We start from the raw sequence: 15,002 nt of genomic DNA, 5'->3' as shown, positions 1-15,002 counted from the left end.
TTTAGGGAAGCGCTGATTTCAATAGCCCGGTTTTGCCGGGCAAAAACCGATCAGGCCAACAGTTGCGACAACAGCTGACTATGACGCTGCTGTTGGTGCTCCTGGCTCAGCAAATTGGCGCGGAAGATCGCTTTCAGGTCTTCGAGCGCCGTGGCGAAATCGTCGTTGATCACAATGTAATCGTATTCGGCGTAGTGACTCATCTCGCTGACCGCCTCGCGCATGCGGCCCTCGATGATCTCGTCGCTGTCCTGGCCCCGGTTGGTCAAACGCTGGCGCAGCGCCTGCTGGGTCGGCGGCAGAATGAAGATCGAGCGGGCGTGGGGCATCAGTTTGCGAACCTGCTCTGCACCTTGCCAGTCGATCTCCAGAATCAGGTCATGACCTTCGTCCAGCGTCTGCTGCAAACGGCTTTGTGACGTCCCGTACATGTTGCCGAAGACCTCCGCCTGTTCGAGAAAATCGCCATGCTCGATCATGCGCACGAACTCGGCGCGGTCGACGAAGTGGTAATTCACGCCGTCCACTTCTCCCGGACGCATGGCCCGCGTGGTGTGGGACACCGACACGCGAATCTGCGGCTGAGCGTTGATCAGGGCGTTGACCAGGCTGGTCTTGCCCGCGCCCGATGGGGCGGAAATGATGTACAGGGTGCCGGTGCTGTGGGTCATGTCGGAGGTGGCCTTACTCAATGTTCTGCACTTGTTCGCGCATCTGCTCGATCAACACTTTGAGGTTGACGGCAGCTTGCGTGCTTCGAGGATCAAAGGCTTTGGAGCCCAGGGTGTTGGCTTCGCGGTTGAGCTCTTGCATCAGAAAATCCAGCCGACGCCCGGCTTGTCCGCCGGCTTTGAGCACGCGGCGAACCTCGGTGACGTGCGTGCTCAGGCGGTCGAGTTCTTCGGCGACGTCGCTTTTTTGCGCCAGCAGGACCATTTCCTGTTCCAGACGCTGCGGATCGAGCTCGGCCTTCATGTCGGCAAAGCGATCGAGCACCTTCTGGCGCTGGGCGGCGAGCATCTGCGGCACGAGCGTACGCAAGGTCGCGACTTCAGTCTTGATCGCGGTAAGCCGTTCGTCGAGAAGCCTGGCCAGATCGGCGCCTTCGCGGGCGCGCCCGGCCTTGAGTTCTTCAAGGGCTTCGTTGAACAAGGCCAGGGCATCATTGTTGAGCGCTTGCGGATCGGCAGCGTCGGCCACCAGCACACCGGGCCAGGCCAGCACTTCAAGCGGGTTCAGCGCAGCAGGTTGTTTGATCAGGCTGGCAACGATCTCCGCAGCCGCGACCAGTTGCCCTGCGCGCTCGCGATCAACCTGCAGCGGTTTGCCTGCGGTTTCTTCAGTAAAACGCAGGGTGCATTCGATTTTGCCCCGGGAAAGGCCCTGGCGCAGCGCTTCACGTACAGCGCCTTCGAGGTCACGGAAGGATTCCGGCAGGCGCAAATGGGGTTCGAGGTAACGGTGATTGACCGAGCGCATTTCCCAGCTCAGCGTGCCTTGTGGGCCGGCTCGTTCAGCGCGGGCAAAAGCCGTCATGCTGTGCACCATGGGAAGTACCTCTATAAATTCAGGCGTTTGCGGATAGCCGGTCCGGGATGAATCCCCGGCAAAGTGTCGTGGGGAAACGACTGGCTATAAAGGCGCAGGATTGTAGCTCAGTGCAGGGTGTGCGCCCAAATGTGGCATTGTCGCAAGCGATGCGCGGCGTCGTGATCCTGCTGTCCGGCAGTGCCCTTCAGCGGCGTTGGTTGTGAGCGATGTGTCATTAGATGTCCCAAGCCGTGCCTGCACCTCTATAATGCAGGCCAGTTTTCCGTCTCCCAGTACAGGTATCCCAGATGAAACGTCCAAGTGGTCGCGCTGCCGATCAGCTTCGCCCGATCCGCATCACCCGCAACTACACCAAGCACGCCGAGGGTTCTGTGCTGGTCGAGTTCGGTGATACCAAGGTGATCTGCACCGTCAGCGTTGAAAACGGCGTTCCGCGTTTTCTCAAGGGGCAGGGCCAGGGCTGGTTGACGGCTGAGTACGGCATGCTGCCTCGCGCAACGGGCGAGCGTAACCAGCGCGAAGCCAGCCGTGGCAAGCAGGGCGGCCGTACCCTCGAAATCCAGCGCCTGATCGGCCGCTCGCTGCGTGCGGCACTGGACATGTCCAAGCTGGGTGAAATCACCTTGTATGTCGACTGCGACGTGATCCAGGCAGACGGCGGGACACGCACTGCGTCGATCACCGGCTCCATGGTTGCGCTGATCGATGCACTCAAATCGATCAAAAAGCGTGGCGGCCTGAAGGGTGGCGATCCGCTGAAGCAGATGATCGCAGCCGTATCGGTGGGCATGTATCAGGGCGAGCCGGTCCTGGACCTGGATTATCTTGAAGACTCTGCGGCCGAGACCGACCTCAACGTGGTCATGACCAATGCGGGCGGTTTCATCGAAGTGCAGGGCACTGCCGAGGGCGCGCCGTTCCAGCCTGAAGACTTGAACGCGATGCTGGCACTGGCTCAAAAAGGCATGAACGAAATCTTCGAACTGCAGCAGGCGGCACTGGCCGACTGATCGGTTTCTACCTCAGAACACCATGTCAGAGCACTACATCAAAACAGGGAAAGCATGATGATCGAGAGTCAGTCGCCGTTGCCAACGCCGAGTAAAGAAGTCCGTCAGTGGGCAATGCTGTGCCACTTCGCGGCGTTCTTCGGCCTGATCTTCCCGTTCGGCAATTTGCTCGGGCCGCTGATCGTCTGGCAGCTCAAGAAAGAAGTCGACCCGTACATCGATGCCCAGGGCAAGGAAGCCCTCAATTTTCAGATCACCGTCGCCATCGCCGCGATGATCTGTTTTTTGCTGATGGTGGTGATTATCGGCTTTCCGCTGTTGATGCTGGTGGGCGTCGGCGCGCTGGTGCTGACGATCATCGCGGGCGTCAAGGTCAATGACGGCGTCGTCTACCGCTATCCGTTTACCTGGCGGTTGATCAAGTAAGACTTCACGGGGATCGGGCAAATGCCTGATCTGCGGACAAACAAAAGCCGACTTCACGTCGGCTTTTTTTGAGCAACTGAACGTCAGATGGTGAGCGTCCAGTCGTAATCCACGATCAGCGGCGCGTGTTGCGAGAAGCGCGGCTGGCGTGGAAGGCGCGCACTGCGTACGAAACGACGCAGGCCCGGGGTCAGCAGTTGATAATCGAAGCGCCAGCCCAGGTTGAGCATCTCGGCCTGTTCGTTATCCGGCCACCAGCTGTACTGATCGCCTTCACGGCTGACTTCGCGCAGGGCATCGACGTAACCCATGTTGCCAACGATCTCGTCCATCCATGCACGCTCTGGTGCCAGGAAGCCCGGAGATTGCTGGCTGTCACGCCAGTTCTTGATGTCCAGCTTCTGTTGCGCCACATACAACGAGCCACAGTAAATGTACTCGCGACGTTTGCGCCGCTGCTTGTCGAGGTACTTGCCGAAATCGTCCATGAGCTTGAATTTCTGATTCAAGTCTTCATCGCCGTTCATTCCGGAAGGAAGCAGCAAGGTAGCGATACTGACTTTGTCGAAATCTGCCTGCAGGTAACGCCCGTAACGGTCAGCCGTCTCGAAACCAAGACCGTTGATAACTGCCTTCGGCTGCAGCCGCGAGTAAAGCGCCACGCCACCCTGGGCAGGCACTTCGGCTTCGCAGGCATATAGGAAGTAGCCGTCCAGTTGGAAGGCTGGGTCGTCCAGTTCAAAGGCGGAGGCGCGGGTGTCCTGAAGGCAGATGACGTCGGCATTCTGGGCTTGCAGCCAACTGAGCAAACCACGCTCGACTGCAGCCTGAATACCATTAACGTTCACACTGATGATCCGCATAAATGGCCCCAAAAATCACGTGCGTGTATGATACCCGAGCTCTACCTAATTAGCTAAATCCGTGGTATTCGGGGCTTTTTTCATGCAGGCGTATCAACGCGATTTCATTCGTTTTGCCATCGATCGCGGAGTTTTGCGCTTCGGTGAGTTCACATTGAAGTCTGGGCGCACCAGTCCTTACTTCTTCAATGCCGGTCTTTTCAACAGTGGTTCGGCCCTCGCCCAACTGGGTAAGTTCTACGCCGCTGCCGTTGTTGAAAGCGGTATCTCCTTCGATGTTCTGTTCGGCCCGGCCTACAAGGGTATTCCCCTTGCAGCGGCGACTGCCGTGGCGCTGGCCGACCATCACAGCCTCGACCTACCCTGGTGCTTCAACCGCAAAGAGGCCAAGGCCCATGGCGAAGGCGGCAGCCTGGTGGGCGCGCCGCTGACCGGAAATGTGCTGATCATCGATGACGTAATAACTGCAGGTACCGCGATTCGCGAAGTCATGCAGATCATTCAGGCCCAGGGCGCGAACGCTGCCGGCGTGCTGATCGCGTTGAACCGCCAGGAGCGCGGCAATGGCGAGCTGTCTGCCATTCAGGAAGTCGAGCGTGATTTCGGCATTCCGGTGGTGAGCATCGTTTCGTTGAATCAGGTGCTGGAATTCCTGGCCGACGATCCTCAGCTCAAGCAGCACTTGCCTGCCGTCGAGGCTTACCGGGCTCAATACGGAATCTGAGCCTCCAAAAGGATGCGGTTTATGCTCAAGCTGGGCACGTTGGGTTTTTGTCTGTCGCTGGGTTTGGGTTGCATCGCGAGTGTTCAAGCGGACGACGCCCCGGGCATCGTGCTGTATCGCTACGTCGACAATCGCGGCGTGACCGTGCTCGATCGCCAGGGCGTGCCCCCGGAGTACGTCGGCAAGGGTTATGAAGTGCTGAATCAGCGCGGTCGCGTGGTGCAGACGATACCGCCTGCACCTTCGGCCGATGAACTGCGCGATGCCCAGGCGGCCAAGCTGCAGTCCGACGCCGATGCGCATCTGCTTCGGCTGTACACCAGCGTCGAAGACGTCGACCGAGCGAAGAATCGTCGGCTCGCTGAACTCGACGGCTTGATCATCGTGGCTCAAGGCAACATTCAGAACCTCGTCACGCAGCAGGGCGCACTTCAGACGCAGGCGGCTGATCAGGAGCGGGCAGGGCATCCTGTGCCCAAGACGCTGCTCGATCAGATGGACGACCTGCGCGATCAGCAGCAGAACCTGAAAGTCGACATCCTGCGCTATCAGACTGCGCGAACCCAGGCCGAAACCGAGTTCGCGCAAGATCGTGCGCGGTTGCAGAAGCTTTTGGGCCGCTAGCCTGCGCGCCCTCGCTTCGGATCAGACGATCAGCACCGGGACAGTCTCAAGCTGCATGTCGAGCGCAGCGGCAAGCCGATGATTGCCGTTGACCACCGGATAGGCGCCGTTTTCCAGCTCCCTGACGTGAATAGGCGGCAGGTATTGCCCCTCGGTAATGCCTGACTTGATGTCGTCCAGCCGCTTCTGAATCAACTCTCCTCGACCGGGATTCAGGCGCTGTGGGGCGACCTGCATGACATTAGCCTGAAGTGCAGGGTCTACACGCCATGTTTTCAGGGTGGCATGGTTATAAAACCTGAAAACGCTCACCCGCAAGTTGGTGAGGGCGTCCAGATATACCCCGTCGTACACATCATGGAGCGCGATGCTTTTGCTGCCGTTGGCGGTTTCGTAGATAAACAGCGGCGTTCCGTCCTCCATAGCTTCTCTGATGGCAGTAAGCTGCTCTGGCGTTGCACTGATGCCATTGACCTTCATCACGTCTGCCAGATCAGTAGTGGCATCGATCGCAGGGCCCAGCGTGCCGCTATTGGGTCCCGCGATGGGGTTTTTCATCGCGCCTCGGCCAGACAGGGGATAGCCCGGCCTGCCGTTGATGCGTTGCAGTGAATTCCCCATGGCTCGTCGCGCGATCAGCCGTGGGCCATATGCGCACCCCGAGGTAATCAGGTAATAGGCGCCCTGCGTGCGAGACACAGCGTTGGAGATTCTGCGCACAGGCACATTCTCAATGTCCCCGACTTTGGCGAGGACATCCATGGTGCTCGTGCCGTGCCATTGCGTGGGCGTTGTGATGGTGGGGATGCCAGAGACGTGGCGCAGGCCCTGGCTTATGCCTGCTGTTGACCTGGCGATGCCGTGCATTCGACGAGCCAGGGCATGAAAGGCGTTCATATTGAACGCCTTTGAAGCGAGCAGCTTGCCGATGGCCCCAGGCATGAAAGTGCTGGAAGCGCGTGTCGCTCGATACACATGAGCAGAGCTCAGAAATACGGCGGGCATCAACTGCGCGAATGTCGGCAGGGCCCGCATAACACTCAGCTTGCCCGCATTGAATGCCAGTCTGATTGCACCTCGTAAAAGCCTCAATGCCGGGATGCCGAAAGTGAGCGCGTCCAGCGTACAGGCAACGGCGGGTGACTCATCCGTCGCAATCGCATTGGTGCAGGCGAGCCCTGGAACGAACAGTTCAAGACTGCGCAAGAGTGGAGGGTAGTTGCTGGCCACCTCTTCCGATGCTGTCTGATGGCGGTGATAGAGGTAGGCGTCATGGGAGTAAAAAAACAGGTGGGTTGTCGCTACCTCGAATGAAAGGTCCTTCAGGCGTGCCGATGTCAAGGCAATGCCTGCATCGTCGGGCAGGGCGGCGAGCGGGGCGAGCTCGGCGACCATTTCGCTGATGACCACAGAGGTTTTGCCGGGTTGTGGCTTGGTAAGGTTGGCGTAGGCGTCCCAGTCGATACCCACGGCATTTCCGGACACGATTTCCAGCGCTGAGGGCAGTGCTGAAGGAAAGGGATGCGCGCGCCGGGTAGGAATTGCCAAACGGGTATGACGTACGGCAACGCCCACGAGAGGGAAAAGCTCGTAGTAAAAAGTGCTTTCCCGGTCCGCACATTCGAGGATAAAACCGTAGCGACCCCGCTTACGTTCTCTGTCTTGTGGCTCTTCGAAGCCTGCGAGCTTCCCCGTGGATGTGCGCACCGTATGAATCTTCACCCTCCCGCAGTGAAGCGCTCTTCGATCCTCGGCGGGCAACTGCGCCAGCAGCTCCTCGATGATAAATGCGTAGGCGGCTTTTGCTCGCGCTTCATAGAACCGGTATTGCGCTTCAAACATCCTCGGAATATCGATGCCGATAAGCGGGGTCGAGATCCTGTCAAACCCACCTCTGACTGGCGCTCGAGGCGTGACAGGTTTGAACGTGTCGGTCCCGTTCACCATTTCTCCCGCTGAAAAAACGTCCAGCAAGTAAAAACGAGAAGCGTCGCTTGAAGGGTCACTGCGCAATAAATGCTCAAGTCGCCTGCTGAAGGCGGCGGGATACATGAGCATTTTTTTGATGTCGTCGGCCTCGGCGCCAAAAATGTCGCGAAGCTTGCCCATCGCTAGTCGAACGCGATCAGGTACCTCACGGGTCATTCCCTCGGCCGCCTCCAACGCATTGGCAATGTAACCGTCCAGGGCGGCCGCTGCCGCGTCCATCTCCGACAGCGAAAAGTCGTGAGTGCCCTCACTGCGCGATAGTCCATTGGCGGTCGCCCACGTCAGGCTGGGAAGTGCGCGGGTGGTGGCAATCAAGGTCAGCTCTTCATAGCTCGCCTCCTTGCTCAAGTTCATGGGCAACTGAATCACTTCTTCGAACGTGAGCGTCGATGCCAACGCTGGAGCAAGCGTATTGCCGAGTGATACGCCATGAACGAAATTCACCCACGCCGCCGTGCCGTATCGCAGGTCTTCATCGATGCCCTCCACCACGAAGTCAGGAATGGCAGGCGAAAGGATGTACAGCGCCAGCTCAGGGGTGGCGGTCTTTGCTGCGAGCGCGTTGAGCAGCCGTGTCTGACGCTGCCGGTAGGTCAGGCCCCAATTCTGCGGCCCCTCCAGATCACAACCCGCAACGTGTCCTGGCCTTTGGTACTCGGGGAGATTGAGCTCCAGCATGAGCGCCGCCCATACCAGTTGCTGGCGAATGACCGGGGCGGTGACCTCACCATCCTCGCCGCCGTACCATTCCAGCGCTTTGAGCAGTTGACCGGCGAGCGTCTCGGCCGGCGCAGAGCTGAGCATCGAGTCGAGGACGATGCTCAGGGATTTTTGCGTTGGCCTGGCAGCGTTGGCGCCTGGCTTCAAGACGGCCAAATGGGGGGCTGCGAGGAGCGACAGCAGCGTCTGCGTACCTTGGGTGTCGTTCGGCTGTGGCGTGTTTTGCAACAGGAAACGCCCGACCGTGTCGTTGATGCTGACCAGATCCCCGGTCGTCAACAAAGCGTCGACCTGATGAGGCAGCGTCATGAGTCGGGCAGGCTCTACGGTGCTACTCACGCGTGAAGTGGCGGGTAAAAGCAACCATCTCTGGCTGCCGGCGAGGTAGGTCGGGTGCCAGCCGCGTAGAACCTGCTCCCGGTTCGCTGGCGCCGCGGCGCTTTCGTCCATCCCGTGATCAGGCGCCCGAGGTGCCACAAGGTTGAAGCGGAAGTTGTCGGTATCGAATTCCACTTCGTACGTGCGGCCGTCGAGTTCGATGAACAGCAGGCCGTCGACGTTGTAAACGCCACTGAATGGCGCGACGTCCTCAAGCGCGTCGTGCCCGGTCAGCGACTGCGCGCTGACGTAGGGCTCCAACACATCTGCCGGGGGCGCCAGCTCTACATTCGGCTGCTCGCCGGGCAAAAGGAGTTCCAATGAGGGTTCTGGCTGAACGGGTGGCGGGGTATTGCGATGCAGCGTGGACATAAGAGGTCTCGAAATAATGAGCGAGACCTACGGTGTTCAGTTCCTGAGGGTGTGACTGTCATCAGATGGCGCTTTAGCCGGTCGGATAAATCTGAAGCCTGTGTGGGCGCCACTAAAACCTGGCCGTAAAAAAGCCCTGACCGGCAGTGGGCCGGGCGGGGCTCTTTACAGCGGCAATCAGTGACGCTTGCGATTGCTGATCAAGGTGCCAACGCCGGTATCGGTAAAGATCTCCAGCAGCACGGCATTCGGCACACGGCCGTCGATGATGTGCGAGGTGTTCACGCCGCCCTGAACCGCTTCCAGTGCGCAACGGATCTTTGGGAGCATCCCGCCGTAAATAGTGCCGTCGGCGATCAGGCCATTGACCTGCTCGGTGGTCAGGCCGGTCAGCACCTTGCCTTCCTTGTCCATCAGGCCGGCGATGTTGGTCAGCAGCATCAGCTTTTCGGCCTTCAGGGCTTCAGCGACTTTGCCTGCGACCAGATCGGCGTTGATGTTGTAGGACTCGCCATCCGCGCCTACGCCAATGGGCGCAATCACCGGAATGAAATCGCCCTTCACCAGCATGTTCAGCAGGTCGGTGTTGATGCCGACAACTTCACCCACATGGCCGATGTCGATGATTTCCGGCTTGAGCATGTCCGGGGTCTGACGCGTGACGTTCATCTTCTTCGCACGAATCAGCTGCGCGTCTTTACCGGTCAGGCCGATGGCGCTGCCACCGTGGCGGTTGATCAGGTTGACGATGTCCTTGTTGACCTGGCCGCCCAGCACCATTTCCACCACGTCCATGGTTTCGGCGTCGGTCACGCGCATGCCGTCGATGAAATGGCTTTCGATGGACAGGCGCTTGAGCAGGTCGCCAATCTGAGGGCCACCGCCGTGAACCACGACCGGGTTGATACCCACCGCCTTCATCAGCACGATGTCGCGGGCGAAGCCGGTTTTCAGCTCGTCGCTCTCCATGGCGTTGCCGCCGTATTTGATGACAAGCGTCTTGCCAACAAAACGTCGGATGTAGGGCAACGCTTCGGAAAGGACCTTGGCGGCATTGGCTGCGGCATCATGTTCGAGGGTCATTTGGGCTCCACTCAAAATTGGGTCAAAAAGGAAGTTCTAGATCCGGTGCTACGTGTTTCAACTGGGTGTGGAAGACGTCCTTGATCCGCTGCAGCTCAAGCTCGGTTTCGGCCTCGAAGCGTAATACCAGCATGGGCGTGGTATTGGAAGCGCGAACCAGGCCCCAGCCTTTCGGATAATCGACCCGCACACCATCGATGCTGGTGAGGTTGGCGTTGCCCCATTGGGCGTCGCGCTCCAGCGCTTCCATGATGCTGAACTTGCGGGTCTCGGTGACTTTGATATTGATCTCGGGCGTGGACAGATCGTTTGGAAAGGTCTGGAAAAGCTCCTCGGCGCTGAATTTTTCCTGACTGAGGATTTCCAGCAGACGCGCTGCGCTGTAGATGCCGTCGTCGAAACCGAACCAGCGCTCCTTGAAGAAGATGTGTCCGCTCATCTCGCCTGCCAACAGTGCGCCGCTTTCCTTCATCTTCTTCTTGATCAGTGAATGACCCGTCTTCCACATAACCGGGCGGCCGCCGTATTCGTGGATCAACGGTATCAGGCGCCGCGTGCACTTGACGTCGAAGATCACGTCAGCGCCGGGATTGCGCTTGACCACATCCCGGGCAAACAGCATCAGCAGGCGGTCAGGGTAGATGATGGTGCCGGTATTGGTGACAACACCGACACGATCGGCATCACCGTCGAAGGCCAGTCCCAGATCGGCGCCGGTTTCCCGGACCTTGGCGATCAGGTCCTGAAGGTTCTCCGGCTTGCCCGGATCAGGGTGATGGTTGGGGAAATTGCCGTCGACCTCGCAATACAGCGGGATGACTTCGCAATTCAGCGCTTCGATCAATTGCGGGGCGATAACGCCACCTACACCGTTGCCGCAATCCACCACGACCTTCATACGCCGCGCGAGCACCACATCGCCAATGATCTCGCTGGCGTAACGGTCGAGGATATTGACCTTGATGATGCTGCCTTTGGCGGACGGCAGGTCGTTGGCCTTGATGCGTTCGTGCAGTGCCTGAATCTGCTCGTCTGCCAGCGTATCGCCGGCAATGACGATCTTGAAGCCGTTGTAATCCTTCGGGTTGTGGCTGCCCGTCAACATGACGCCGGTTTTCCCCGCCAGTACGTGGGTGGCGTAGTACAGCGCCGGCGTGGGCACCAGACCGATGTCGCTGACGTGGCAGCCACTGTCATGCAGCCCCTTGATCAAGTCCGCGACCAGCTCAGGCCCCGAGAGTCGACCGTCGCGGCCTACCGAAACATGCGGCTCGCCCTGCGAGAGACTTTCCGCACCGACGGCCCGGCCGATCCAGTAGGCGGTCTCGGCGTTCAGCGTATCGCCGACGATTCCGCGAATGTCATAAGCGCGGAAAATCGTCTCGGGAAATGGCGGGGCGATGGAAGCGTTGCTGCTCATGGCGCGGGATGGATCCGACTGCGGGGAGTCAGGGTGGTCATCGATCAGGTCGAGGTCGAGGATATCGGTGTCCTGGAACAGAGGGTCGGTCAGGTGGTCATCTTCTGACACAACCGGAAGGAGCGGTGCGGCGCCGTGCGGCGGTGTCCCGGCTGGCTGACCCTGTTCTGTCGACCCTGCTGACGCTGGATTATTGCGCAGCGAGAACCGCGCCATGCTCTGAGCGAGCCCGTTCAACGCGGGCAGGCTCAAGCTGAAGGCCTTGACGGCCTTGCCTCCGGAGAGTTCTTGCAGCAGTTGCTCAAGCTGCCGCGCGTCGGCAGCAACCCGGCGCTTGAGCGCACTCTCGTTCAGATACAACCCCAACAGCATCGCCCCGGCGGCAACCAGCAAGGCGAGCAGCAGCATCAGCCAGGGCGTCGAGCCTTGCAGCGCGGGGCCGGCCGCAAAGGTCAGTTTCCAGTTGGGGTAGCCGGTGGAAAATTCTTGTGGACGGCTGCCGTCGTCTTCGCCGCGCGTGAGAAAATTCTGCGCGGTGGCGTTACCAAACTGCTGAACGAGTACCACCTGACCCGCATCGGCGGGTGTCTCGGGGAGTGCATTGATCAGCCGCTGTGGGTTGAACGCCAGCAACAGGGTGCCGGTGATCGGCGCGTCTGGCGCCGTGCGCAAGGGCGCGGCGCTGTAGATCAGCCATGTGTCGCCGACCTTGCGCGCTTCGGGCGCAGGCGTTTCACCCTTGCCGGCCTTGGCCAGCATGTCCAGCGTGGCGAAGCTGATCGGCAGCGCGCTTTGGGTGTCTACGCTGTTGAATCCCACAGGGTTGAGCCGTGCGCCTACCACGCCGTCTCGATAACGCAATTGAGTCTGCGCGCTCTCGATGACCGACGAATTGTTGCTCAACAGGGCCTGGCTCAGCGCGGCGTCCATCGCGGCGGCCTGGGTGTCGGCGTTGATCTGGCGCAGGGCCTTGTTGACGGCCCCGGCTTGCGCGCTGCCCCACGCCTGAACCAACTGCTCCTGTTGCTGCGGCTGGCTTTGAATGGCAAGCCACACCAGCACCATTGCCGCGAGCAGGCCGATGAGCGAAGGAATGAGGCCGGGACTTGCCAGGCTCAGATTGGCGTCTTTGCCGGCCGGGGCACTTGTTTCCGGAACGGGGGTCGCTTTGGCTGTGCGTTTGATGCCTTTCAAACTAACTCTCCCTGCTGGGTCGTCCGGACGCGTTCTTGTTGTTTTCGCACCGCTCAAAGCCCGTCAGGCCAAAAGCGATGCGTTAGCCAAAGTGAGTATTTGTGACAGGATCAATGGCTGCCGGAGTGGCCGAAGCCGCCTGCGCCGCGCTGACTCTCGTCAAAGTCTTGGACGATTTCAAAGTGCGCCTGCACCACCGGCACCAGTACAAGCTGAGCCAGACGCTCGCCGATGGAGATCTTGAAAGCGGTCTGGCCACGGTTCCAGCAGGAGACCATCAGTTCGCCTTGATAATCGGAGTCGATCAGGCCCACCAGGTTGCCCAGCACGATGCCGTGTTTATGCCCCAGGCCCGAGCGCGGCAGAATCAGTGCAGCCAGGCCAGGGTCTGCGATGTATATCGACAGCCCGGTAGGAATCAGGAGGGTCTGACCCGGTTCGAGCAAAGTGTCTTCTTTCAGCATGGCGCGCAGGTCGAGGCCGGCCGAGCCAGAAGTGGCGTAAGCGGGAAGCGGGAATTCGCTGCCAATGCGAGGGTCGAGGATCTTGGCTTGTAGAGCGTGCATTTGTGATTAAACCTGGTTCATGCGATCGGCGATAAAAGTCACCAGCTGCCGCGCGATCTTGGCTTTGCTGGTCTGGGCGAAGAGCGTCGCTTGCAACGCTCGGTCGATCACGCTGCAGGCGTTTTCTTCGCTGTTGAAGCCAATGCTGGGATTGGCGACGTCATTGGCGACGATCAAATCAAGGTTCTTGTCTTTGAGCTTGCGTGCGGCGTAATCGAGCAGGTGTTCGGTTTCGGCCGCGAAGCCGACGCTGAACGGGCGATCCGGGCGCTGTGCAATGCTGGCGAGAATGTCCGGGTTACGGACCATCTGCAGCAGAAGACCATCACCGGTGGTGGGATCTTTCTTCAATTTCTGTGTGGCGACGACTTCCGGCCGGTAGTCCGCAACGGCTGCCGAGGCGATGAAGAGATCGCAAGGCATGGCATCTTCGCAGGCGGCGAGCATGTCCCGGGCACTGACAACGTCGATGCGCGACACCCGGTCAGGCGTCTGCAGGTTCACCGGGCCGGTGATCAGGGTGACCCGCGCGCCCGCTTCGGCAGCGGCTTCGGCCAAGGCGAAACCCATTTTTCCGGAGCTGTGGTTGGTGATATAGCGAACCGGATCGATGTTTTCCTGGGTAGGGCCGGCAGTGATCAGCACATGCTTGCCGGTCAGCGTCAGGCGTTGGAAACAATCGGCGGCAGATTGCGCCAGATCATTGGGTTCGAGCATGCGCCCGTAGCCCACATCACCACAGGCCTGACTGCCGCTGGCCGGGCCAAACATGCGAAAGCCGCGCTGTTCGAGCAGTTGCAGATTGGCCTGCACGGAGGGGTCGCGCCACATGGCCTGATTCATCGCGGGCGCGACGGCGACGATAGCGTCGGTCGCCAGCACCACGGTGGTCAGCAAATCGTTGGCAATGCCTTGGGCCAGACGGGCCATGAGGTCGGCGGTGCCCGGTGCGATAAGAATCATGTCGGCCCACTTGGCCAGCTCGATATGACCCATGGCGGCTTCCGCTGCGGGGTCGAGCAAATCCAGGTGGACGGGGTGGCCGGACAGGGCCTGCATGGTCAGCGGGGTGATGAATTCAGCGCCGCCTTTGGTCATGACGACGCGGACTTCCGCACCGTGGTCGCGCAAACGGCGGACCAGTTCGGCGCTCTTGTAGGCCGCGATGCCACCGCCGACGCCGAGAACGATGCGTTTTCGATACAGCCGCTGCATAGGCCTGCCTTTAGGTCGGTTAACACGCGGCAATCATTACGCCTCCCCAGGCCTGACTGTCGCGCAAAAAAGAGCGGCTAAGATAGCACAGCGACCGCACGGGAACAGCGGCGCCACATACAGGGAGCTGCTATGAGTATTCGCGATTGGCCGGCGGCAGAGCGTCCGCGGGAGAAGCTGCTGGAGCGGGGGGCGTCGAGTCTGTCGGACGCCGAATTGCTGGCGATTTTCTTGCGCACGGGCGTGTCGGGGAGAAGCGCCGTAGACCTGGCCCGACACCTTTTGCATCAGTTCGGCAGCCTGCGTGCGCTGCTCGAAGCCAACCTGACTGCATTCAGCAGCGAGCTGGGTCTGGGACCCGCCAAGTTCGCGCAGTTGCAGGCTGTCATGGAAATGGCCCGGCGCAACATGGGCGAGGATTTGAAGCGCGATTCTGTACTGGAAAACCCGACGCAGGTGCGTCGCTACCTCAAGGCGCTGTTACGGCACGAGCCCCATGAAGTCTTTGGTTGCCTGTTTCTGGACAGCAAGAACCGGGTTCAGACGTTCGAAGTGCTGTTTCACGGCTCGATCAACACGGCGCATGTCCACGCGCGGCAGGTGGTCAAGCGGGCACTGGCCCACAACTCGGCAGGCTTGATCCTTTGTCACAACCACCCCTCCGGCGTCAAAGACGCCAGCGAAGCCGATATCGACCTGACGCGGCATCTGAAACAGGCGCTGGCGCTGGTGGACGTGGTGGTGCTGGATCACTTGATCATCGGCGACGGCGATCCGCTGTCGATGGTTGAGTATGGGTTGATGTAGCGGCCAGGACTGGCTAATCACAGAGATTCTGGGGCTGGACACCGAACGAATGTAGGACCG

The 15,002-nt window shown here is 60.0% G+C and carries 13 protein-coding genes; 5 read left to right on the top strand and 8 right to left on the bottom strand.

The features are described from left to right. Positions 1–50: 50 nt before the first annotated feature. Both gmk and ABEH28_RS07570 read right to left on the bottom strand, forming a co-directional pair. A complete protein-coding gene (gene gmk, locus ABEH28_RS07575) occupies positions 51–671 on the bottom strand; it encodes a guanylate kinase (RefSeq protein ID WP_192171487.1) in 621 nt (206 codons plus the stop codon). Positions 672–684: 13 nt separating this feature from the next. Next, the gene (locus tag ABEH28_RS07570; RefSeq protein ID WP_192171462.1) at positions 685–1,548 is read right to left on the bottom strand and encodes a YicC/YloC family endoribonuclease; all 864 of its coding nucleotides are present in this window, start codon (positions 1,546–1,548) and stop codon (positions 685–687) included. 290 nt (positions 1,549–1,838) lie between these two features. On the opposite strand from ABEH28_RS07570, the gene rph reads away from it, so the two are divergent. Both rph and ABEH28_RS07560 read left to right on the top strand, forming a co-directional pair. Beyond that, a complete protein-coding gene (gene rph / locus ABEH28_RS07565) occupies positions 1,839–2,561 on the top strand; it encodes a ribonuclease PH (RefSeq protein ID WP_122534172.1) in 723 nt (240 codons plus the stop codon). A gap of 57 nt (positions 2,562–2,618) precedes the next feature. After that, positions 2,619–2,987, top strand: coding sequence for a DUF4870 domain-containing protein (locus tag ABEH28_RS07560; protein ID WP_346629529.1), 369 nt, complete (start codon positions 2,619–2,621; stop codon positions 2,985–2,987). Positions 2,988–3,070: 83 nt separating this feature from the next. Here ABEH28_RS07560 and ABEH28_RS07555 read toward each other — a convergent pair whose 3' ends face one another. Then, positions 3,071–3,850: an exodeoxyribonuclease III gene (locus ABEH28_RS07555; RefSeq protein WP_065988229.1), complete on the bottom strand. Its 780-nt coding sequence runs from the start codon at positions 3,848–3,850 to the stop codon at positions 3,071–3,073. An 82-nt stretch (positions 3,851–3,932) separates the two neighbouring features. Here ABEH28_RS07555 and pyrE point away from each other — a divergent pair, with 82 nt between their 5' ends. Next, the gene (gene pyrE / locus ABEH28_RS07550; RefSeq protein ID WP_192171459.1) at positions 3,933–4,574 is read left to right on the top strand and encodes an orotate phosphoribosyltransferase; all 642 of its coding nucleotides are present in this window, start codon (positions 3,933–3,935) and stop codon (positions 4,572–4,574) included. Between the two features lie 21 nt (positions 4,575–4,595). Further along, positions 4,596–5,198: a DUF4124 domain-containing protein gene (locus ABEH28_RS07545; RefSeq protein WP_346629528.1), complete on the top strand. Its 603-nt coding sequence runs from the start codon at positions 4,596–4,598 to the stop codon at positions 5,196–5,198. A 21-nt stretch (positions 5,199–5,219) separates the two neighbouring features. On the opposite strand, the gene ABEH28_RS07540 is transcribed toward ABEH28_RS07545, so the two are convergent. The 5 genes from ABEH28_RS07540 to coaBC all read right to left on the bottom strand — a co-directional run bounded on the left by ABEH28_RS07540 (position 5,220) and on the right by coaBC (position 14,135). Then, positions 5,220–8,657, bottom strand: coding sequence for a ParB/RepB/Spo0J family partition protein (locus ABEH28_RS07540; protein WP_346629527.1), 3,438 nt, complete (start codon positions 8,655–8,657; stop codon positions 5,220–5,222). A gap of 177 nt (positions 8,658–8,834) precedes the next feature. Further along, positions 8,835–9,740, bottom strand: coding sequence for an acetylglutamate kinase (argB, locus tag ABEH28_RS07535; protein ID WP_192171456.1), 906 nt, complete (start codon positions 9,738–9,740; stop codon positions 8,835–8,837). 22 nt (positions 9,741–9,762) lie between these two features. Then, on the bottom strand, positions 9,763–11,160 hold the full coding sequence (locus tag ABEH28_RS07530; RefSeq protein ID WP_346629550.1) for a phosphomannomutase/phosphoglucomutase: 1,398 nt from the start codon (positions 11,158–11,160) through the stop codon (positions 9,763–9,765). Between the two features lie 1,304 nt (positions 11,161–12,464). Continuing rightward, the gene (dut, locus tag ABEH28_RS07525) at positions 12,465–12,920 is read right to left on the bottom strand and encodes a dUTP diphosphatase (protein WP_192171455.1); all 456 of its coding nucleotides are present in this window, start codon (positions 12,918–12,920) and stop codon (positions 12,465–12,467) included. A gap of 6 nt (positions 12,921–12,926) precedes the next feature. Further along, positions 12,927–14,135 carry a bifunctional phosphopantothenoylcysteine decarboxylase/phosphopantothenate--cysteine ligase CoaBC gene (gene coaBC, locus ABEH28_RS07520; RefSeq protein ID WP_192171454.1) on the bottom strand — a complete coding sequence of 403 codons (1,209 nt, stop codon included), beginning with the start codon at positions 14,133–14,135 and terminating at the stop codon, positions 12,927–12,929. A 132-nt stretch (positions 14,136–14,267) separates the two neighbouring features. On the opposite strand from coaBC, the gene radC reads away from it, so the two are divergent. Beyond that, positions 14,268–14,942, top strand: a complete 675-nt coding sequence (radC, locus tag ABEH28_RS07515; RefSeq protein ID WP_192171453.1) for a DNA repair protein RadC — start codon at positions 14,268–14,270, stop codon at positions 14,940–14,942. Positions 14,943–15,002 lie beyond the last annotated feature (60 nt).

Source organism: Pseudomonas sp. Ps21-P2 (assembly GCF_039672565.1).
GTDB lineage: Bacteria > Pseudomonadota > Gammaproteobacteria > Pseudomonadales > Pseudomonadaceae > Aquipseudomonas.
The sequence above is the reverse complement of the archived record's forward strand: the minus strand, read 5'-3'. Positions and strand labels throughout refer to the sequence as shown.

Bases quoted from the DNA above. Each gene is read 5' to 3' on its own strand.
- gmk (WP_192171487.1), bottom strand. From the start codon at position 671: ATGACCCACAGCACCGGCACCCTGTACATCATTTCCGCCCCATCGGGC.
- ABEH28_RS07570 (WP_192171462.1), bottom strand. From the start codon at position 1,548: ATGGTGCACAGCATGACGGCTTTTGCCCGCGCTGAACGAGCCGGCCCA.
- rph (WP_122534172.1), top strand. From the start codon at position 1,839: ATGAAACGTCCAAGTGGTCGCGCTGCCGATCAGCTTCGCCCGATCCGC.
- ABEH28_RS07560 (WP_346629529.1), top strand. From the start codon at position 2,619: ATGATCGAGAGTCAGTCGCCGTTGCCAACGCCGAGTAAAGAAGTCCGT.
- ABEH28_RS07555 (WP_065988229.1), bottom strand. From the start codon at position 3,850: ATGCGGATCATCAGTGTGAACGTTAATGGTATTCAGGCTGCAGTCGAG.
- pyrE (WP_192171459.1), top strand. From the start codon at position 3,933: ATGCAGGCGTATCAACGCGATTTCATTCGTTTTGCCATCGATCGCGGA.
- ABEH28_RS07545 (WP_346629528.1), top strand. From the start codon at position 4,596: ATGCTCAAGCTGGGCACGTTGGGTTTTTGTCTGTCGCTGGGTTTGGGT.
- ABEH28_RS07540 (WP_346629527.1), bottom strand. From the start codon at position 8,657: ATGTCCACGCTGCATCGCAATACCCCGCCACCCGTTCAGCCAGAACCC.
- argB (WP_192171456.1), bottom strand. From the start codon at position 9,740: ATGACCCTCGAACATGATGCCGCAGCCAATGCCGCCAAGGTCCTTTCC.
- ABEH28_RS07530 (WP_346629550.1), bottom strand. From the start codon at position 11,160: ATGAGCAGCAACGCTTCCATCGCCCCGCCATTTCCCGAGACGATTTTC.
- dut (WP_192171455.1), bottom strand. From the start codon at position 12,920: ATGCACGCTCTACAAGCCAAGATCCTCGACCCTCGCATTGGCAGCGAA.
- coaBC (WP_192171454.1), bottom strand. From the start codon at position 14,135: ATGCAGCGGCTGTATCGAAAACGCATCGTTCTCGGCGTCGGCGGTGGC.
- radC (WP_192171453.1), top strand. From the start codon at position 14,268: ATGAGTATTCGCGATTGGCCGGCGGCAGAGCGTCCGCGGGAGAAGCTG.